This is a genomic window from Colwellia sp. MB02u-10, from assembly GCF_014077185.1.
In the GTDB taxonomy this organism is placed as follows: domain Bacteria; phylum Pseudomonadota; class Gammaproteobacteria; order Enterobacterales; family Alteromonadaceae; genus Cognaticolwellia.
In genome coordinates this window covers 40,315-60,587 of the sequence record NZ_JACGVK010000053.1, presented here as the reverse complement: position 1 = coordinate 60,587, position 20,273 = coordinate 40,315, and the positions used below count along the sequence as shown (strand labels likewise).

The following is a 20,273-nucleotide window of genomic DNA, read 5'->3' as shown; positions in this document are numbered from 1 at the left end:
TAGATTAGTTAATTATTCACGGTTGAGCAATTGTAATTTTATGATTTTAATCGCTTATTTAGGCAATAACGCCACGTCAGTAAAAATAGCTTTTCGTTGCAAACTTAATTTAGCACGGTTATTTAATTTGATATCACCATTAATGACTTCGACGCCTAATGAACTTAATAGTGTTAAATAATCGGGAATAGCGTAACTGGCTGAAAAATCCGTTAATAACCTGCTGAAAATTTCACTTTGGCTTAATTCATCTAGTTTTTGTGTTATTTCTGTCGCGCTTAGGTATTGCTTAAAGCAGCAAGCTTGGAGTGCTTTTAAGGCTAAATCTAATGAATAAGGTTTAGCCGCGTTTTTTGATAATGCTCTTAAGGCAATATCAGCTTTCAGCCAATAAAGCGCACCACTCCAGTAAATACGCATATAGTTATGATTTTGACTGATGTGATCACTGACATAAGCTAATTTTTGGTGCGCATAGTTTTGCTGTTTATTACCGCGTTCAAAGCCCTCATAAAGTTTTTGCCACATAGTTTGTTCGTCAAACATGCCCATTCTGGCTTGAGTAATATTTTGATAATAACTGGCTAATCCTTCAGAAAACCATCTAGCGTCAGCGGCGTCATAAGGAATCAGCAAATGACTAAACTCGTGATAAATGGTCCAATCAGCTTTTAAAGCGTCGAGACTAGTATTGAGGTTAACCACTAGAGTAACTGTGGGTGGTGACGAGCGATTTACTTCTCCCCAAGGCACGGCACTATTGCCTTGGTTGCTGGCTTCAATAACCGTCAGAAAATTCTCAACTGGTAATGCACCATAAACTAGTCTCAAAGCCTGATTGGCATGAATAACCCAATCGGTAAGTAGCGGTTTTTTATGCTCTGGAATATTGTTGGCAAATTTTATCTTAGGTAAAGTTAACTTGTTATGAGTGTTTGGCTTTATAGCTGCTGGGGGCGTTAAAACCATAGCGCTAGCGTTATTAATCATAAAAAAGCCACCAAAAGCTATGGCTGCAAAAGCAAGGTTTAAAAAGAAGTGGCAAGGCTTAGCTGTGATTTTATTCCCCATGTTATTAATTATCCTTTGAGCTCGGGCTATTTAATGGTTATCTCATTGCTAGTGTAATTTACTAGCGCATTTTGAGCTGATATTTCTGGTTATTGTCCAACAGCTGATTTTAGTTAACGCTAGTTATGAGCTAGTTATGAAAATCAAAATAAGCCTACTTATTTGCTTGGATCTCGGCGTTATATTTATCGCCTGTACTTGGCATTTATAAGATTAATTTCCAGTAATAAAATTAAGTTACACTATAGCCGGTGGGAATATATAGTGATAAAAATAAATAATTTTTGTAAATTTACATTACGCTGTATTATGATTTATAGCGCTAAAAAATAGCTACTATTTATTAAGTCATACTATTAATTTTACTATTTACCTAAAGGATTAATGATGAAAAAATTCACTTCATTTTATATTGTTTTATTTTTACTGAGCACAATATTTAGCCCATTGAGTTCGGCTAAAGTCAGCAGTGACGCTGACGTTAGCCAATATATGGCGCTGTCTGGCATTAACGTTGCGCTTAATAGTATTCCTGCGCAAATGAGTGCGATGAACCAACAAATGAAAATGACCGCTAAAGATCCCGAACAAGCGCAAAAGGTCATGAATTTGTTATTAAATTCTTGGCGATTAGACGATGTTAAACAAGTGGTTTTTGAGCATATAAAAGACAATTTTTCTGCAGACGAAATGCAAAAGTTACTGACTTGGCTTAATGGCGACTTAGCACGAAGAATAAAAATGGCTGAAGCAAAAGCTTCGACGCCAAGTTTTAACCAAGATTTGATGAATTATATGGCGATATTGCAAACAACGCCGCCAACAACAGAACGCATTAACGTAGTGAGAAACTTTGTTGAAACGACCAACTTAGTCGAGCACTCGCTAAACATTGTTACGGCAGTAGCCAAAGGTACCATTGAAGGTTTGATGGTAGCAAACCCAGGCCAAGGTATTAATGAAGTGCAAATTCAAACACAACTAACACAAATGGAAGCTATGATAAGGCCGGGGTTAGAGCAGCAAATGATTATGGTTTCTTATTTTATTTATCAGTCATTAACCGAACAAGAAATCGCACAATATACGCAATTTTATCAACAACCCTTAGGTCAAAAAGAGTTAACTGTAATGTATGAAGGTATAGGCCAAGCGTTAAATTATTGGTCTACTATCGCGTTTGAAGATATTGCTGCAGAATTTATCGAATAAATCACTTTTATATCATTGTTTTTAGCTTAAGGGCGAAAGTGTCACTTTCGCCCTTTTTACAAGTATATTGGCAAGCCATAATACATAACCCGTGAATAAAAAAACATCAAGTATTCAGCTACATAGTTAGACAGTTAGACAGTTAGATAGTGTCAGAAGAAGCTTTGAGATTAGGTTTATGAAATGTATTACGCGCTTTAACGTTTTAGCTAGCTATGTCGTTGAGTCAGCAAGCCAGCTTCAAAGTATAACTATCATAGTTAGAGCGGCATTTAGTGACAACTTGACGAGCTTACGACACTTACAATGCAAATGATGCTAACTACACAGGTATGAGACTTTAAGTACTATAGGGAATAAAATGATCAAGCATAAAGTGAGTGAGAGTGAAATGACCGACAGCGAAATAACAGACACTGAGCAAAGGGTTCAGTATGTTGGTTTTTGGTTAAGATTTGGCGCAAGCGTTATTGACTCAATCATACTCATCATGTTCACTTACCCTTTTTTGTTTCTAATTTATGGTAGTCAGCATTTCGATTCAGCTGAGTTGGTTCAAGGTTTTTCGGATGTTATGATTACTTATGCCTTTCCAATGCTTGCGACTATTTTATTCTGGATTTATAAGTCAGCTACGCCGGGTAAAATTTTACTACAAGCAAAAATTGTCGATGAAAAAACGGGTGATAAGCCGACAGTTAAACAGTCTGTCATCCGATATCTTGCTTACTACGTTTCCTTGATCCCATTAGGTTTAGGCTTTTTCTGGATTGCTTGGGATGACAAAAAACAGGGTTGGCATGACAAAATTTCGGGTACGATTGTTATTCGTTGTCATCAGTAATTTTAAAGGCTAGCGTAATCAAGTAAGCTGCTGCTATCTCACTTCATATATTAGGTTCTTTTATGTCAACTAAGTCTATTTTAATTACGGGTTGCTCAAGCGGCATTGGCCTACACGCAGCGCTAACACTTTCAGCGCGTGGTTATCAGGTATTCGCTACGGCGAGAAAAGCGCAAGACGTTACCGAACTGCAAGCAAAAGGCCTAAGCGCTTATCAGTTAGATCTCACCAAGCCTGAAAGTATTAGCCAAACTGTCGCCCAAGTGCTTGAAATAACCGGTGGACGCTTAGACTATTTATTTAATAACGGTGCCTATGGTCAGCCAGGCGCATTGGAAGACCTGCCTACCGCAGCATTAAGAGCACAGTTTGAAACCAATGTTTTTGGCTGGCATGAACTTACCAAGCAAATAATTCCAGTGATGAAGCGCCAAGGCCATGGTCGCATTATTCAATGTAGTTCAGTATTGGGTTTTGTTTCTATGGCTTATCGGGGGGCTTACAATGCCTCAAAGTATGCTATTGAAGGCTTAGCAGACACCTTAAGGCTAGAATTAAAAAGTGCTAATATTGCGGTGATTTTACTAGAGCCAGGACCTATTAATACAGAGTTTAGAGCCAATGCGTTGGCGGCTATTCAAGCCCATATCGATATCGAGGCCAGCGATCACAAAGTGCAATATCAACAGCAAATTGCGCGCTTAAGCAGTGAAAAATCAAATGCGCCTTTCACCTTAGAGCCATTAGATGTTACTCAGGCTTTGATTCATGCCTTAGAAAGTAAACGACCTAAATTACGTTATAGAATCACAATGCCAACGAAAATTTTTGCCTTGTTGAAGCGCTTATTGCCAGCACGTTGGTTAGATTATTTACTCGCAAAAGGGTGATTGGTTAGCTTGTGCTAGATTTATATTTTAGACTTATATTTTAAAGTTTTAATTTTTATATCCTGAATAACAGCCATACAAAATAGGGCTATTATTCAAAGATAGCTCAGTTATATGCTGAGCTGAATTAGAGCTGAATAGGTAGTTATTTAGTTATTTAGTTATGTGGGTATGCCATTATTATTTGAATCTAAAGAAAAATAGGCGAGAGTGTGGCTATAGGCACACCCTCGCAAAGACATTTTTAAGCGCTATATTTTCTCAATAGAGACTGCGATTGATTTAGAAGTAGGTGTGCCACAATAATCCGCGGTGCTTTCTAACGGCACTAGCGGGTTAGTTTCTGGATAATATGCCGCCACGCAGCCTGCTGGAATAATATATTGAACTACTTTAAAGTCAGTGAGCGTACGTACTATATTGTCACTTGATACTGTGGTTATTTTTACTTTGTCACCATTTTTTAATTGCTGTTTCACCATGTCGTCTGCATTAACGAAAATCACCCGACGTTCGCCATATATGCCGCGATAACGATCGTCCATACCATAAATTGAGGTATTGTATTGGTCATGTGAACGCAGTGTTTGTAAGGTTAAAATAGGCTTGTCAGTAAACGCTTCGGCAACTTCATGGGCTAATTGTTCAGGTAATTGGGTATCTGAAAAAGTAGCTTTTTCTACGCTTGTTTTCCATTGGCGTTGCGCGGCTTTATTGTCTAAATGAAAGCCTCTACCTACTTTAATACGCTGATTATAATCATTAAAACCTGGCAACACGTTACTAATATCTGCTCTAATTAAGCCGTAGTCGTTCATTAGACTTGTCCAGTCAACGACGCTATCGCCCACTGCAGCCATTGCCATTGAAGCTACAATGGCGGTTTCTGAACGTAAATGTTCGGAGGCAGGTTCATTTTGTCCCGTTGAGCTATGCACCATGCTCATGGAGTCTTCTACGGTAATGCATTGTTCGCCACTTTCTTGTCGGTCAATTTCAGTGCGGCCCAAACAGGGAAGAATTAACGCCTGTTTACCGGTAATAACATGGCTGCGATTGAGCTTAGTGCTAATTTGCACCGTTAAATCACATTGCTTTAATGCCTGATAAGTTCTTGTGGTATCTGGTGTTGCGGCGGCAAAGTTACCGCCTAAAGCAATAAACACTTTTGCTTTACCCGCCAGCATAGTATGTAACGAATCAACCGTATTTAGCCCATGTTCGCGTGGGGCTTTAAAAGCATAATGCTTATCTAATGCGTCGAGAAATTCCATTGGTGGCTGTTCGTTAATGCCAACCGTGCGATTGCCTTGGACATTAGAATGACCGCGTACAGGGCAAGCGCCAGCTCCAGGCTTACCTATATTACCTCTAAGCAATAGCACATTAATAAGCTCTTGAATGGTAGTTACCGAGTGTTTATGTTGGGTAATGCCCATGGCCCAGGTAAAAATAACCTTTTTCTTACTGGCATAAATATCAGTGATTTGCTCAATGTCTTGTCGACTCAACCCAGATTGGCTGATTATTTTTTCCCATGACGTTGCCTCAACACTGTGTTGATATGTGGCAAAATTATGGCAATGTTCAGCAATAAAAGCACTATCTAGTACGGTTTCGTCTTGTTTAAAGCGTTCGAGTAATGATTTAGCGACGCCACGTAGAATGGCCATATCACCACCTAATCGCGGCGTGAAGTAATATTGACTAATGTTAGTGCCGGTGAAAAGGATCATTTCTTTTGGGCTTTGTGGATCTAAAAATTGCTGTAAGCCACGTTCTTTCAAGTTATTAATGCTAACTATGGTAGCGCCTCGCTTACTTGCTTTTCTTAAAGTGCTTAGCATGCGTGGGTGATTAGTACCGGGATTTTGGCCAAAAACGAAGATAGCATCAGCTTGATCAAAATCTGCCATTGTTACTGTGCCTTTGCTAGTGCCTAAGCTGCTAGTCATGGCGATGCCAGAAGCTTCATGGCACATATTGGAGCAGTCAGGAAAATTATTAGTCCCTAATACTCGGCCAAATAATTGATACATAAAAGCCGCTTCATTACTGGCTCGGCCCGAGGTATATAACAGTGCCTCATTTGGTGAGGGTAACTGCTGTAATTGGTCAGCGATAATTTTAAAGGCGTCATCCCAACTTATGGCTTGGTAGTGATCACTTTTACCATCAAAAAACATCGGTTGAGTTAAGCGGCCACTTTTTTCTAAGGAATGATCATCCCATTGTTGTAGCTCGGTTATTGAATATTGTTTAAAAAACTCAGGACTCACTCTTTTACTTGTCGCCTCCCATGCAATAGCTTTCACACCATTTTCACAAAAATCTACTTTACCTGCGGTGTCAGAATCTCCCCACGCACAGCCAGGACAGTCAAAACCACCGGGTTGATTAGCCCGTAATAAGGCTTTTACGTTTTTGGCGGCGTTTTCACTTTGGATCAAATGTTTAGCCGAGCTTTTAAGTGCTCCCCAGCCACCAGCCGGTGGTGAGTATGCAGGCGATGTTTTTGTAGGTTTTGACATGTAAATTACCTCTTAAAGGAAAGGTTTCAACTGACCATGATAAAAATAAAACGGGGTTAGCCCCGTTTTCTGTGTTGAATGGACCACTAACTGTCGGTTTGTGTGAGTGTTACTCATATATTTAATGATATACAAGTGGCTTTAGCAATAAGTTCATGATGCTAAGGTCTAGTTAATAAGCCATACGATAAAGTAGTAGTGGCCAGTTTTTTAGTAAAACAATATTATATTCGCTACTTTATTGATAAACGCCCCTCATTCTAAATTTTTATCAGTTCCTGTCTTCTTTTAGTAGGAATTTTTTTTCTAAGCCGGGGCGTATGATTTTAAGCTTATCATGTAAGTTCAGCTTATTTAACATATGCTGAAGAACAAGTTCGTTATCGGCATAGTAAGTCGACTCTGTTTTCGCTAATCATGAGAAATATTCGTTTAACTACATCATTATTACCCGCAACCACTTCAATTAAGTTGGAGTTCTTTGGCGCATAGATATAATTTTGATATGAGACACTCATTGAGCTTTAATCCCAACTAGGCCCTGTTGCGATGCGTTTGCCTTTAATGGACTCAATACCATTATAGCGCTACGGATCATTTCGCCTGACGACAAAGGCGGTTAGGTATGAAAATGTTACTTCCTTGGCATAGACAAATTTTTCTGCATGCTAATGATTAGACAGGTTACGGCCAAATAGATGGAAAAAATAACACGCATCATTTTTTGGGATAGATTGTTTGGACGAAGAAAACTTGCAAACATTAAAGTGACTCTTCCTTGCTTACTTTAAATTAAGGTTTATTCTAAATTACTTCTGAGTTTAATGAAATAGACTTTTATTTTCAGTTATTTAACCGATAGAATAATCCACATAAATAATGCAGTAGTAGGTTGTTTTAACCCGGAGTAATGTTCAGGAAATTAGTGATATTGGTTAACAACTTAAACAGAAAATGCCCTTAAAATCAGGTCCCAGATTTTCAATTGTGGTAGCGCTACTTTGTGCTGAGCACTAGCGCTACGCTCTTGCGTTATTAGTGAGAATATAAAAGCTTAATCACTATTGGATGATTGGCCCGCTAGCAAATGACAGCTGTCGTTTAGATGATTTACAAGCACTAAGCACTTTAACCCTGCATTTAAACCTACATTTAACTATTCATTGAGTTACTACAAAAATTCTATATATTGTGGTCAGGTACATTGGTTTATTATTTCAGACGAAGATGAGAGGTTTTGCTGCGGCCGTTGACAATAATTTGCTATTTAGCTGCACGATATCTTAATAGAACTGTTACAATTTCGCTTGGCTTAGCACAAAAATAAAGACTGGCTGAAGTTGTTGCTTATACTGTGGTTTCGCAATAAAAACTCTAGTTTTTGATAAGCTCAACTCAATGAATAAGCTGGCATATTGTCACTTTTCTTCACGTAAATCAGCAATGATTACTTTTATTTTTAAAGGTAATACCAAGGACGATATTTGTGCGCCAAACGTTTATGTCACTTTTTTCTCTATTTTTAAGTTGTTTTATCCTGTTGTTAGGTATTGGCCTAATTAATGTTTTATTGCCGGTAAGAATGAATTTAGACGGATTGAGCACTGAATCAATCGGTATTGTTTTATCGTTATATTATGTCGGTTTGCTAATAGGCGCGCTTTACAGCACGAGTTTGATCAAAAGAGCAGGGCATATTCGAATGTTTGCTGGCTGCGTGTCATTAGGCGCGGTGAGTATATTAATTTGTAGTCTCTACTCAGAAGCTATGCTTTGGGGGGCAATGCGGATAGTGATGGGGTTTTGTATCGCTTGCGCGTTCACGGCAATGGAGAGCTGGCTTAGTGATAGTTCAAGTAAAGAAACCCGTGGTCAAATATTAGCCATCTACAATGCTGTTGTATTGGCGGGGCTTTTTGGCGGGCAATTTTTTATCAATGTGGCCAACCCTCAAGATAATATGCTTTTTGTTATTGCCGGCATATTAATGTGCATAGCGATTATTCCTGTTGTACTGAGTCGCCATTTCGGGCCAGTGGTTGAAGAATTTAGTTCGATGTCTCTGCGCTTGTTATATAAACGCTCGCCACTTGGTGTGGTCAGTTGTTTTATCTCCGGCATACTTTATTCCGCTGTTTTTAGTTTATTACCTGTGTTTGCAAAAGCCTTTGATATTACCGGTTTTCAGCTCTCGCTTTATATGGGGGCGGCTATATTTGGCGCCTTTATTTTACAGTTCCCTGTTGGTTTTTTATCCGATCGTTTCGATCGGCGTACCGTATTGTTGGTCTTGTTGCTCATCTCTGCCAGTGCAGGGATTGCGGTGACTATACTCGCGCCGTTAGGGATCACATGGGCGGTATTTTTAGCGACGGCTATTACTTGTGGCATTATTGCTTGTACTTATCCATTAAGTATTACCGAAGCACTGGATAAGTTACGCCAAAGTGAGATAGTTGCCGCCATGTCGTCAATGATTTTAGCTTTTGCCTTAGGTGGGGTTTTAGGGCCTTATTCTGCGTCACTTGTGATGGATAAATTTGGTGGCGATGCCTTATTTTATTTCTTAGCTTTTATTCAGTTATTGTTAGCATGTTTTGTGGTATTTCGAATGACGGTGCGCCAGGCGTTACCGATAGAAGAACAAGAGCAGTTTGTCATGCAAGGGTCGGTAATATCTTCTGCTGTTGAACTTGATCCTCGTACCGAGTATCACGAATCACAATACCGGCCTTGTGCTGAAGTAGAAACAACACTGATGGTGGCAGAAACCGATCCAGCGCTTGCGGTGGCATTGTCTTTAGCCGTGGCAAAAGTCAATGCTGAGCGCGGCATAGAAGTGGCCGAAGCACTGGCAATACTACCTAATATCAATGTGTTAAATATGTTTCAAGCAATGAGTGATATTTTACCTGAGCATATAGCCGAATTAACCTTAGCTTTAGTGACCGTTAAGCCTGAGCTTAGTAGTGAAATTGCGAAATTAACTCCCTCTACTGAGTCGTAAAATCATATCAAAATAGTCAATGGCTACCTAAAAGAGCACAGATAAAAATAATATACGCTGGCTATATCATTAATATAAATAAGCGAAAGTGTGTAGCAAAGCTGTAATTTTATTGTGCTTATAACTATGGGCTATCCACCTAGCCCGACCAACCACTACATGTTGTGGTTCCTTTCTTTTGTCATTTAGGTCTTGTTGGTGCGCTAAGCGGAACTAATTATTTGATAGTGTCAGGATTTTTTACAGTCAGCAAAAGGTCATATTGCTGACCTTATAGTTAGGTGTATTAATAAAAAGAGTTTTTGTATTATTTTTTTGTCAAGAAAGTGCATTCGAGACGTTAGCTAATGGCTAATATTTAGGTCAACTGATCGCTAATAGCGACCTTTTATGTAAATGAAAATTTGTTTATCAAACTCTAAAATTGACGCTAGTAGTTTTGAATGTTTAGTTGAAATGCCTGAAGACTTTTATTTTATACTATAGCAAAGGATTACTAATCCTATGGTAGTGCTTTAATGATGAAATTACCTTAATGCAATCACCAGAAACAAACATCAATCATGATAATTGATGTTTGTTTATAATCAAATATTAAAAATTAAATTAAGATTTTTTCTTAAATCGACGCGATACTAACCCCATAATCCCTAATGCAAAAATAGCAATTGTTGAAGGTTCTGGAACATCCGTTGAACCTCCAGCATTGACAGAACCAAAAGTGATATTGTCAAATGCGATTTGGTTTTGTACGCCGGCAAAAGAAACAGATTTAGCAGTACCCGCAAAGCCTACACCAATATCAAAAAATGGACTAAAATCGCCGCTTGGATCGCCGCCATCAGATATCGTGATAGGAATCGCTAAAGAAGCCAGTAAAGTACCACTACCATCCAATCCGTCAAAAACCTGAACAGAGCCGGCATTATTTATTGCGCTATAAAAAAAAGAAAAGCCAACATCAAAGCCTGCTGCAACGTTCATTATCGAGGAAGTTCCAGTAAGAAAAAACATCACTGTATCCTCGCTAGGCTCACCGCCGAAGTTGCCGGTACCACCTGCTTCCGTATCTATAATTGAAAGCGTGTTAGAACTAAATTCCACGCCATAATTTACGCCAGAATTTCCATTTGCACTGGTTCCACCATTATAGAAACCATTAATAGCTTCCTGGTCATCTAGGCCTTCGAAATCTAATACGATAAGGCTCGCGTTAGCTATTCCGCTAGTTAAAAATGCTAGGCTGAACAACCCTGTTAGTAATAATTTTTTCATTATATTATCCTTTTGTTTATTGTTTATTGTTTATTGTTTAATTAAAATCCGTCTTGATAAAAATAAGCAACAACTTAAAACGCTACTCAAGAAAACACCTTAAGTTGAGCATAAATCGATCCACCCTTGTTAAATTATTGATTTAACGCTTTAGTTTATTTTTTTTTGAGGGAGGTGGTTGATAAAGTGTAAAAAAATTAGACACAGAAATAAAATTTTCATAGTAGTCTATGATGTCAAGCTTTAGCACTTAAAAAACTAAGTTAGTTGAGTCTACTTACTCAAATGAATAAATAGACTTGATTGCCACCACATATGAGATGTTCTGCGCCTTTATTGAATTTACCGAAACAAATGTGTTGATTGTTAATGTGTATTAACAAAGCGGTTTGTTTGACAGATTTCCTCTTGAGCAATAATTCACCTACGACCCCGAACTAAATTAACTAAAGTAGCAAACTAAATCTCATTTGAAATGAGCATACGTTTAGACTGAATATTTCTAAAGCAGTCAAACTGCGAGGTGAACAAATTTAATGAGCCGTAAGTGTGCCATTCCGACCATTGGCCCGTAAGCTAGGCTATTACTGTGTATTAGTGGTTTATACATAACAGAGTGTTGTCTTGGGAGGCGGTCGCTCACCAGAGCTAGTCGTAAAGTGTTCTAGTCTCGGTAAAGCAAACTTTCTGATATTACTTGTATGAAATACATTAACGTCAGCTTTCGTATCAACAGTGACCAAAAAACGCCTACATAATTTACCGTTGCTAAAGACCCCTCTGTGGCATAAGTGATCGAAGAGGTTAAATCTAGTAAACACAACATGTAGTGGTCGGTTGTGCTATGTGGATAGCCCTTTTATAACCATAATTTGTAGTGCCCACACGCGCTAGTTTATATATCAAGGAGCAAAAATAGCGCGAAATTTTGCTCAGTTCTAATAGCATTAACGTTGAAAAATCGTGCTTAATTTATCAGTGAATATTGTCAGGGTTTGTCGCATAACAATCACTCAGTTGAAAGTATGTCGACCAAACTAGATTTAATGCTAGATAGTAGAGTTCAGATTTTTAAAGCGCTAGATTAGTGTATGCTTTAACTTAGTCTTTAATTATTAAGATAAAAATTACTAAAAAATAAATTTTAGATGCATAATAAATCATAATGTTTTAGTCTTTACTGGTTTGACCACTATTTACATTTGGTTTTAGCGATTTATAATCGACTATCAATCTAAGTGGTTAATCCTTGATTACCCGAGTATAAAAAAATCACTAACGCTAGAGGTATATATGTACAACCTACCATTAACAATAAAGCAAAAAATAATAATGGGGTTTAGCACAATAGGAATTTTATTAGTTGCAGGAAGCCTTTTTTTTTATAATTCATTAACACAAATTAGCAAGGCCAACAGTAATGTTGAGTTATTAGCTGTTCCAGTACAAAAGCAAAGTAGTGCCTTACAAATCAAATTACTTAACATGATAAAAGTAGGTGCTTCAGGTTTCAGCCAACAAGATAGCGTTAATTTGCTTAAAAGTGAGCAAGTATACGCGAATTTAAATCAAGAGTTTCAATCTGCTGTTACGGTTTTACGCAGTAAAGTCACAGACCAACCTAAAATGCTGCAAGCTTTGAAGCAGGCAGAGGTTCATTATCAAGACTACGTAAACCAAAGCGAAAAATTTTATTTAGCGAAAAAAAATGTCGCTTCAGCTAATGAAAATTTTGTGATTAACTTGCAATTATTTCTTGAAAGTCGTCATCAAGCCAGTAATAAAATGCTTGATCTTGAATTACTTGAACTCCCGGATAATGCTCAACTACTAGTAGAAATTATTGGCACGGGTGCGCGTATAGACGATATGTTGTTTACGCTAAAAGGTACTATGTCAGGTTTACAGCAAATTTCTGAGCTCGATATTTTGGCTCAACATAAAGAGGACGTAAGTTTTTTAACGGCCAACGTCTCTAATAACTACAGCTTTATGGTACAACTATTTGACGGTATTGATGATCAGTCTTTACTTGAAGAGTTTGCCATTGAATTTGCTATTATAAATAACCTATTGGTCGAACCAGGCACATTATATCAAGATAAAAAACAGGCGCTTGAAGATAACATTAATGCAAATAACAGCTATAACCTGTCAGTAGAAAGCTTTAACGCGACCTACCAGCAATTAACTTTATTGTTATCGCTTGCTGAAGCACGCTTTGATGAATTGCAGCGAACCACAAAAGCAAAAGTTGCCACAGGGGAAAACCTAGCCATATATATGGCGCTTATCTTTGTTTTTTTAGCGACTTTTATTGCCGTAGTGACTACTCGTGCGATGTTAGGCCCTTTAACTACGGCCAATAAATCATTAGCCTTGATTGCAAAGGGAGATTTAACGCAAAGATTAACCATTAAGAACCAAGATGAATTTGGTGATTTATTCAAAAACATCAATAAACTTAGTGACGATTTAACCTCATTGTTGAAAAACATTAGTCAGAATGCTTATTCATTAGACAAATCAGCAAAAGTGACCAGTGAGCAAAGTCATCGCATCGCCCAATCTACATCAGCACAAATTATCCGAGTGAATGAGGCCAAACAAATTGCTGAAAAAATGTTTATCAGTTCATCAAATGTTACTGACCAAGCAAATTTGACCGCCAACAACGTTTCAGAAGCTTCAAAACACAGTGTTGAAGTACACAATATTGCTGACGATAACAGTAACCGTATTGATTTGTTGTCAACCAGTTTAAGTGACTCAGTTGCCGTCATGGCACGTTTAAGTAAGCACAGCGATAGCATTGGAGGCATTTTAGATACCATAGGTAGTATTGCTGACCAAACCAATTTATTGGCATTAAATGCGGCAATTGAAGCAGCAAGGGCAGGTGAGCACGGTCGAGGCTTTGCGGTTGTAGCAGATGAGGTCAGATCATTAGCGTCTCGTACACAGGCATCAACAGCTGAGATTCAACAAATGATTAATGCACTGCAAAAAGAAACAAAAACAGCGGAAATCGCTATTTTTCAAGGGCAAAGTCAGGCCACTGAATGTGCTTCTAAAAGCCAAGAGTTAAGCCATGGCATCAAACAAATTGACACCGCACTGCATACCATTGATGAAATGAGTAAAAGCATTAGCATAGCTTCGAATGAACAACTTGGTTTTAGCCAAGATATTGAAGTAACAATGACTGCAGCGGCCGAAGCAGCAACACATAATGCGGCAGAGTCACAAGATTTATCGAATCGAAGCGATGACGTAAATAAATTGGCAGGTTCGTTAACTGATTCAGTAGCAAGATTTAAGCTTTAAGGCTTAGATCTTAAGGCTTAGGTTTTAAGACTTGGATTTTAAGTTAGGCAAGATAAAAAACAAGACAAAAAAGCCCTAAATAGCGTAAGTTATTTAGGGCTTTTTTTGAAGTGATAAAAATATGATGACTATCTAGGTGCATCAGAATAAGGGTCAAATGACTTGTTCTCATTTGAACTTTTATTTGAACTACTACTTGAACGACTTTCGCCACGGTTATAACTTGATTTATCACTAACGCTAGGGCGACTGCTTTCGCGCTTATGCTCAGGTTTATAAGCTTTTTTATCTTCAGGCTTAGCACGATGAGTCTCTTTAAAACTATCTTTGCTAAGCGGTATAATCGCTTCACCCCGAACCAATACTTTTGGTTTTTTAGTTTTGATATGTAACGGAATAACACGTTGGCGCGGTGGTGTTTCAAATTCATCTTCACCGGCTTCTGGTAAGTTTTTATAATCATAGAGATAGAAACGTTCAAGCTTCTCTCTTGCCCACTCAGTTTTACGCAAAAACTTTAAGCTTGAAGCTATGCTTGGATTACTTTTGAAGCAATTAATTCGCGTGTACTCAGCTAAGATATCAAAGCCATAGTGGCTGACTAATTCGTTTAGTAGCGTGTCTAATTTTAATCCATGTAAAGGATTGTGTAATTGTTCGTTTTCTTGATTCATATATTGACTTATTTTTATCCTACTTAACGCTATTATATACCCAAATTACCTTAAAATGCTTGTTTCAGTGGGAATTAAAAATGATTTAGGCACAGCTTTTAGTTCCCGGCAAAGCTACGTAGCTACATCTTAAACTTGATGGTGGCTTTGCAGCCAAATGTTATTGTTATCAGCTATTATTTTAGTTGTCATGGCATTGTAATCATAAAGCGGTACATGCAGTTATGCTTTATGTTGTATAATTATTTTAACACCTTATTAACTTCTTCATAAAATGGACATTTGACATGAAAAAACTAATCGTACTTTTAACTATTTCAACGTTAAGTAGCTCGGCTATCGCGCAGGAAACAAGCTGGTTTGAAAGCTTAAAAAATCTTGTTGGATTAGGTGATACACCTGAGCAAAGTCTAGTGTCAAAGACTCCTGCTAAGCAAGGCACTGATGGATTGGTTGATATGTTAACTAGCTCATTAAATGTTAATGCAGACCAAGCTGCTGGTGGTATGGGCGCTATTTTTAATTATGTTAAAGATAATGTCTCAACTGAGCAATTTAGCCAATTGGCTAACTCAATACCGGGTGTAGAAGGGCTGGTTAGTCAAATGCCCGATATTAGCAAACTTAACTCAGGTGCTAGCGATGGCTTAGGTGGATTACTTGAACAAGCATCACAATACAGTGATTCGTTAAAATCGATTAATAATGTTAAAAAACAATTTGAAGCTTTAGGGTTAAAGCCTGAAATGATCAGTAATTTTATTGCTACTGCACAAAGCTACTTGGACACAGAACAAGGGCAACAAGCAAAAAAAATACTCACTGACGGTTTAGGTAAACTGTTAGGCTGATTGGCATTTATTGATGTAGCCAAAGGCTTATTTTTCCATGATGTGGAAGCGGTTTATTCAGCCCATAACTATAAATATCTGCCTGAGCTGAAAATAATAATAATTCGCGTTTTGCGACTTGATCTTATGTCCTAGCGCTACTGTGAAATTGCATATTGCAGTTGCGCAGCTATTTTGGGGCCACTGTAATATGTAATATGTAATATGTAATATTCAATTTCATAGTGGCATTAGCCTTCATCTTGAAAAATTTCTTCAATGCTTAGTTTAAATAACCTGGCGGCTTTAAAAGCCAGTGGTAAACTGGGATCAAACTTACCTTTTTCTATGGCATTGACCGTTTGGCGAGATACCTCTAATGCCTCTGCAAGTTGTGCTTGTGTCCAGTCTCTTTCGGCGCGCAGTACTTTCAGTTTATTTTTCATTGGTATTTTCTATTGCCAATAAAAATGGCAGCTATGTGGGTCAGTCCCATAAAAATCACTAAATGAGCAATGTCAGCGTGGAAAGTTATCAGGTCTAATACATCCAAATTTGAATAGGTTAAGCCAACTACTAAACTAAGCCCTAAGGTAATGCCCATCGCATTGAGTTGAATACGTTGCTGCATTTCATCTAAAGCTTTTATATGCGCTATATTAGCCAACACCATTTTTAAACCTAAGGCTAAATTTAGTAAAACGGCTATCACCGTTAAAGTGATGTTTAAGTCCCATATAAATCGTGGACCAAAATTAGTCAGTGCCATGCTTAAAACCCAAGCCGTGCTCCAAAAGCCGAGTTTTGCCGTACTGCTTTTGTTTTTCTGCTGCCAAGATTTTGCTTTACTGATTATTTCATTATTTTTGTCTGTCATCATGCTGACTCCTATGTCGCCACTGCTTTACTAAAAGTTAAGTTTGCTTTACATTTTAAAGGTAGGTGACGATGCACTTTATGTCAAGTGTAGTTTACTTTTAGTCTTGTAAGTTTGACTTTTATGAGTCAGAGGTTTATGTTTTTGATTGATGGTGTTAGCAAAAATGGGCTTAGCAATAATATTTGGCAACAATATTCGGCAATAATATTTAGCAACAAATACAGACCTAGCAAAATCTAGGTGCACTATTCCAGCAGGTTAACCTGCTGTGTTTGTCTTATTCATCGTGATGTTATTAAAACAACAATAAAAAAGTAGTCGATATTTAACCCTAGGGCAAAATTCTTATAATTTGCTGAAGCTTTAAATTATATTGGTATAAATGACGTATGACTGAAAGTAGCGCAACAAAAAGCACAAAAAACCCGACAAGTGATTTAATTTTAAGTATCGACAATGGCACGCAAAGTGTTCGTGCCTTGTTATTTGATCTACAGGGTAATCTAGTTGCTAAAAGCCGTATTGAACTGCAAGCCTATTTTTCTAAAAAACCGGGTTGGGCTGAGCAAGAGGCTGATTATTTTTGGCAAATGCTAGGGCAGTGTTGTCAGCAACTTTGGCAGCAAAGCGAGGTGATTGAAAACGGCTATCGCGAGAGAGTGACCGCCGTTACTGTTACCACGCAACGTGGCACCGTGATTAACTTGGATAAAAATGGCCAGGCCTTACGACCGGCTATGCTGTGGCTTGATCAACGCTTATGCCAAAAAAATAAGCTTATGCCTTGGTATTGGCGCATCGGATTTATCCTGATAGGTCAAAGTAAAGTGGTTGATTATTTTCGTCGTAAATCACAAGCCAATTGGCTTGAGCAATATCAGCCTGAAGTGTGGAAAAATACCGATAAATTTTTATTATTGTCAGGTTTTTTAAGCTACAAATTAACCGGTCAATTTAAAGATTCGGTTGGCAGTATAGTCGGTTATTTGCCCTTTAATTATAAAAAACAAAACTGGGCACACTCGTGGGACTGGAAATGGCATGCATTACCCGTGAAACGTTCAATGTTACCAAGTTTAGTCAAACCGGGTGAGGTGCTGGGTGAGATCACCCCTGATGCTGCCGCTCATACCGGTTTAAAAGTAGGTACCTTATTAATTGCCTCAGCGTCTGATAAAGCCTGTGAAGTATTAGGCTCGGGTTGTATTAACCCAGACACCGCCAGTTTGAGCTATGGCACGACAGCAACTATTAATACTAACAACACTAACTATGTTGAACCTCAAGCTTTTATCCCGCCTTATCCTTCAGCCCTTCCCGATAACTTTAATAGCGAAGTGATGATCTATCGTGGCTTTTGGATGGTGAATTGGTTTAAGCAAGAGTTTGGTCAAAATGAAATAGATAAAGCGCAAACTTTAGGGGTTAGCGTGGAAAGTTTATTTGATCAATTAGTCGCGCAAGTACCGCCAGGGTCGATGGGGTTAATGTTGCAACCTTATTGGTCGCCAGGGCTAAAAAATCTTGAAGCTAAAGGCGCTATTATTGGTTTTGGTGACGTGCATACTCGCGCGCATATTTATCGCTCAATTTTAGAAGGCTTAGCTTACGCACTCAGAGAAGGGCAAGAAAACTTAGAAAAACGGCAAAAATGTAAAATAACCAAGTTAGTGGTTTCAGGCGGAGGCTCGCAGTCAGATGCCGCATTACAACTTACCGCTGATATTTTTAATTTACCTGCGCACCGGCCACATACTTTTGAAACTTCAGGTTTAGGCGCCGCCATTAATGTTGCCGTAGGTCTGGGGTATTTTGAAAACTACCAACAAGCGACTACCGCTATGACCCGACTCGAGCAAACGTTTTTACCCAACCAAGCCAATGTAAAACTGTACAATAAATTATATCAGCAAGTTTATCGAAAAATGTACCGGCAATTAAAACCTATATATCAAAATATTAAAAAAATAACCGGTTATCCTGAGTAATCCAATAGTTGTGTGCTCAAGTGAGTGTTGTTCATCGTTAACATGAACAACACTCTTTATTAAAGTGGCTACTGTTAGTTTTTACAATGACATCACAAAAGCAACAAGTGATGCCCGTTCAGCTTCGGTTAATGCCATAAAAGCGCTTTTACTCGATTGTGCTTCGCCACCATGCCATAAAATAGCTTCCTCGATATTATTTGCTCTACCGTCATGCAGAAATCCTGCTGCAGGATTAACTGTTTTAGTCAATCCTATGCCCCATAAAGGTCGAGTTTTCCACTCTTTACCTGAAGCCATAAAATCTCGTCGATTATCGGCCAGTCCTTCGCCCATATCGTGGAGTAACATATCGGTAAACGGATAAATAGTTTGACCTTTCAATGCCTCAGGAGCAACCCGACCACCTATCAATACATCGCCGACTTCAGTGGTAAACTTTGGGGTATGACAACCCGTGCAATTAACTTGTTGAAATAATATTGCGCCGCTTAATACGCTTTCATTGTTAATGTTACGTCGCGAGGGCACGGCTAAGGTTTCCGCATAAAATACCACGTCATCTGAAAAACTTGCTGATGCTTCGGTTTGACCAAACTCATCAATACCGGTATCAATAAAGCCTGTTCGCGCTAAATAGCTTTCATGCATAATGGAGTTGGCGATGCTCTCTTCTGGAAATAACGGGTTGGTAATGCCCATATCGCCATGGAGTGCCGCAAGTGATTGTACGCGAACACTTGGTGTGCTTGCTTTCCAGCCAAAGCGTCCTAAGGAAACCGGTCGTTGTTCACCACGTTGGCTTTTGATGGCGTCGAAAACCCAGTTAGCACGCCCAGAAATGCCATCTTCATCCGCGTCGTGCTCATCGCTAAGCGCTAATATATCGTCTTGGGCTATGAGCTCAAGCAATCCTAAACCAAAAATAGGCATGCCGTTTCTTGGGCTATAGCGAACATTATTTTGCAAAAGGGCGCTGTTGAAGCTATTTTCAGTACTAACATCGTAGGGGGCTTCAATTTCAAACACAGGCTTTTTCAATGTCACCGTTGCACCGTCAGGATAAGTAACGCTTGTATAGTCGAATGATAAGAAAACATTCGCTTGTCCAATAAAGGGGTTAACTTGCCAATCATCACGGGCTTTAAGCACACCGCGATGAAATAATTGTCTACCAAAGCCGTTAACGGGAGTGTTTTGACAATAATTATTAGCCGCTAATGGCGCGTCACATTGACCATCTTCAAGGCTAATTCGCAGGAATATACCGGCATTAGCACCAAGCAGTAGTCGCTGCGCTTTAACCGGCACAGTTAATGTCGCTGGGCGGCCATCTCTTTGATGGCAAGAGTTACAATCTTGGTTATTAAATACAGGTCCTAACCCATCGAGATTTGGGTGTGCATTGTTTGGCGCTGTGGTAAATGACGTTTCAAAATGCGCATCTCCGGTCAAGTGTCTAGCTAATTCAGACTCGGTTAACCTTGCTATAGGGGTTGAAAAACCATGACCGGAATCACTGGCATTTTCTGCTGTCGCGTTACCCGCTAACAAACGTACATGAGCGTAATCAGGGTAAGTAAGTGCTGGCTTTGTTATGGGTGCGGCGCTGCTTTTAGCACTGTCACCGCCGCAGCTGGTCAGTAAGAGCGCTAGCAATAGCGTGAAACACGCAAAGATAAATTTCGAATTTAGTTTTTTTATCTGCTTGATAATTATCATTTATGTTAACTTTTAATGCGTT

The 20,273-nt window shown here is 38.7% G+C and carries 14 protein-coding genes; 7 read left to right on the top strand and 7 right to left on the bottom strand.

What is annotated here, in order from left to right:
* Positions 1-54: 54 nt before the first annotated feature.
* Positions 55-1,071, bottom strand: a complete 1,017-nt coding sequence (locus tag H4J59_RS00750) for a hypothetical protein (RefSeq protein WP_182235935.1) — start codon at positions 1,069-1,071, stop codon at positions 55-57.
* Between the two features lie 387 nt (positions 1,072-1,458).
* Between H4J59_RS00750 and H4J59_RS00745 the strand changes: the two genes are divergently transcribed.
* The 3 genes from H4J59_RS00745 to H4J59_RS00735 all read left to right on the top strand — a co-directional run bounded on the left by H4J59_RS00745 (position 1,459) and on the right by H4J59_RS00735 (position 4,017).
* Positions 1,459-2,283 (top strand): DUF2059 domain-containing protein, encoded by an 825-nt coding sequence (locus H4J59_RS00745; protein ID WP_182235933.1) that lies wholly within the window; start codon positions 1,459-1,461, stop codon positions 2,281-2,283.
* 361 nt (positions 2,284-2,644) lie between these two features.
* The gene (locus H4J59_RS00740) at positions 2,645-3,127 is read left to right on the top strand and encodes an RDD family protein (protein ID WP_182235932.1); all 483 of its coding nucleotides are present in this window, start codon (positions 2,645-2,647) and stop codon (positions 3,125-3,127) included.
* A gap of 62 nt (positions 3,128-3,189) precedes the next feature.
* Positions 3,190-4,017, top strand: coding sequence for an SDR family oxidoreductase (locus tag H4J59_RS00735; RefSeq protein ID WP_182235930.1), 828 nt, complete (start codon positions 3,190-3,192; stop codon positions 4,015-4,017).
* A 251-nt stretch (positions 4,018-4,268) separates the two neighbouring features.
* Here H4J59_RS00735 and H4J59_RS00730 read toward each other — a convergent pair whose 3' ends face one another.
* A complete protein-coding gene (locus tag H4J59_RS00730; protein ID WP_182235928.1) occupies positions 4,269-6,548 on the bottom strand; it encodes an FdhF/YdeP family oxidoreductase in 2,280 nt (759 codons plus the stop codon).
* Positions 6,549-8,034: 1,486 nt separating this feature from the next.
* Here H4J59_RS00730 and H4J59_RS00725 point away from each other — a divergent pair.
* Positions 8,035-9,555: an MFS transporter gene (locus tag H4J59_RS00725; RefSeq protein ID WP_182235926.1), complete on the top strand. Its 1,521-nt coding sequence runs from the start codon at positions 8,035-8,037 to the stop codon at positions 9,553-9,555.
* A 606-nt stretch (positions 9,556-10,161) separates the two neighbouring features.
* On the opposite strand, the gene H4J59_RS00720 is transcribed toward H4J59_RS00725, so the two are convergent.
* Positions 10,162-10,830: a PEP-CTERM sorting domain-containing protein gene (locus H4J59_RS00720; RefSeq protein ID WP_182235924.1), complete on the bottom strand. Its 669-nt coding sequence runs from the start codon at positions 10,828-10,830 to the stop codon at positions 10,162-10,164.
* 1,332 nt (positions 10,831-12,162) lie between these two features.
* On the opposite strand from H4J59_RS00720, the gene H4J59_RS00715 reads away from it, so the two are divergent.
* Positions 12,163-14,157 carry a methyl-accepting chemotaxis protein gene (locus H4J59_RS00715; RefSeq protein ID WP_259369329.1) on the top strand — a complete coding sequence of 665 codons (1,995 nt, stop codon included), beginning with the start codon at positions 12,163-12,165 and terminating at the stop codon, positions 14,155-14,157.
* A 128-nt stretch (positions 14,158-14,285) separates the two neighbouring features.
* On the opposite strand, the gene H4J59_RS00710 is transcribed toward H4J59_RS00715, so the two are convergent.
* Positions 14,286-14,831: a VF530 family DNA-binding protein gene (locus H4J59_RS00710; RefSeq protein ID WP_182235920.1), complete on the bottom strand. Its 546-nt coding sequence runs from the start codon at positions 14,829-14,831 to the stop codon at positions 14,286-14,288.
* A 287-nt stretch (positions 14,832-15,118) separates the two neighbouring features.
* Here H4J59_RS00710 and H4J59_RS00705 point away from each other — a divergent pair, with 287 nt between their 5' ends.
* Positions 15,119-15,682, top strand: coding sequence for a DUF2780 domain-containing protein (locus H4J59_RS00705; RefSeq protein WP_182235918.1), 564 nt, complete (start codon positions 15,119-15,121; stop codon positions 15,680-15,682).
* A gap of 230 nt (positions 15,683-15,912) precedes the next feature.
* Here the strand turns inward: H4J59_RS00705 and H4J59_RS00700 are convergent, their stop codons facing one another.
* Together H4J59_RS00700 and H4J59_RS00695 are read right to left on the bottom strand one after the other, a co-directional pair.
* Positions 15,913-16,107: a helix-turn-helix transcriptional regulator gene (locus H4J59_RS00700; RefSeq protein ID WP_182136275.1), complete on the bottom strand. Its 195-nt coding sequence runs from the start codon at positions 16,105-16,107 to the stop codon at positions 15,913-15,915.
* Positions 16,104-16,541: a hypothetical protein gene (locus H4J59_RS00695; protein ID WP_259369328.1), complete on the bottom strand. Its 438-nt coding sequence runs from the start codon at positions 16,539-16,541 to the stop codon at positions 16,104-16,106. The genes H4J59_RS00700 and H4J59_RS00695 overlap by 4 nt, the downstream gene beginning before the upstream one ends.
* 389 nt (positions 16,542-16,930) lie before the next feature.
* Between H4J59_RS00695 and H4J59_RS00690 the strand changes: the two genes are divergently transcribed.
* The gene (locus H4J59_RS00690) at positions 16,931-18,529 is read left to right on the top strand and encodes an FGGY-family carbohydrate kinase (RefSeq protein WP_182235916.1); all 1,599 of its coding nucleotides are present in this window, start codon (positions 16,931-16,933) and stop codon (positions 18,527-18,529) included.
* Positions 18,530-18,610: 81 nt separating this feature from the next.
* On the opposite strand, the gene H4J59_RS00685 is transcribed toward H4J59_RS00690, so the two are convergent.
* Positions 18,611-20,251 (bottom strand): di-heme oxidoredictase family protein, encoded by a 1,641-nt coding sequence (locus H4J59_RS00685; RefSeq protein WP_182235914.1) that lies wholly within the window; start codon positions 20,249-20,251, stop codon positions 18,611-18,613.
* Positions 20,252-20,273: the final 22 nt, after the last annotated feature.

What these genes read in the sequence shown, in the direction of transcription:
- H4J59_RS00700 (WP_182136275.1), bottom strand. Translation starts at nt 16,107, where the DNA reads ATGAAAAATAAACTGAAAGTACTGCGCGCCGAAAGAGACTGGACACAA.
- H4J59_RS00695 (WP_259369328.1), bottom strand. Translation starts at nt 16,541, where the DNA reads ATGATGACAGACAAAAATAATGAAATAATCAGTAAAGCAAAATCTTGG.
- H4J59_RS00720 (WP_182235924.1), bottom strand. Translation starts at nt 10,830, where the DNA reads ATGAAAAAATTATTACTAACAGGGTTGTTCAGCCTAGCATTTTTAACT.
- H4J59_RS00750 (WP_182235935.1), bottom strand. Translation starts at nt 1,071, where the DNA reads ATGGGGAATAAAATCACAGCTAAGCCTTGCCACTTCTTTTTAAACCTT.
- H4J59_RS00685 (WP_182235914.1), bottom strand. Translation starts at nt 20,251, where the DNA reads ATGATAATTATCAAGCAGATAAAAAAACTAAATTCGAAATTTATCTTT.
- H4J59_RS00745 (WP_182235933.1), top strand. Translation starts at nt 1,459, where the DNA reads ATGAAAAAATTCACTTCATTTTATATTGTTTTATTTTTACTGAGCACA.
- H4J59_RS00735 (WP_182235930.1), top strand. Translation starts at nt 3,190, where the DNA reads ATGTCAACTAAGTCTATTTTAATTACGGGTTGCTCAAGCGGCATTGGC.
- H4J59_RS00690 (WP_182235916.1), top strand. Translation starts at nt 16,931, where the DNA reads ATGACTGAAAGTAGCGCAACAAAAAGCACAAAAAACCCGACAAGTGAT.
- H4J59_RS00715 (WP_259369329.1), top strand. Translation starts at nt 12,163, where the DNA reads ATGGGGTTTAGCACAATAGGAATTTTATTAGTTGCAGGAAGCCTTTTT.
- H4J59_RS00705 (WP_182235918.1), top strand. Translation starts at nt 15,119, where the DNA reads ATGAAAAAACTAATCGTACTTTTAACTATTTCAACGTTAAGTAGCTCG.
- H4J59_RS00730 (WP_182235928.1), bottom strand. Translation starts at nt 6,548, where the DNA reads ATGTCAAAACCTACAAAAACATCGCCTGCATACTCACCACCGGCTGGT.
- H4J59_RS00710 (WP_182235920.1), bottom strand. Translation starts at nt 14,831, where the DNA reads ATGAATCAAGAAAACGAACAATTACACAATCCTTTACATGGATTAAAA.
- H4J59_RS00740 (WP_182235932.1), top strand. Translation starts at nt 2,645, where the DNA reads ATGATCAAGCATAAAGTGAGTGAGAGTGAAATGACCGACAGCGAAATA.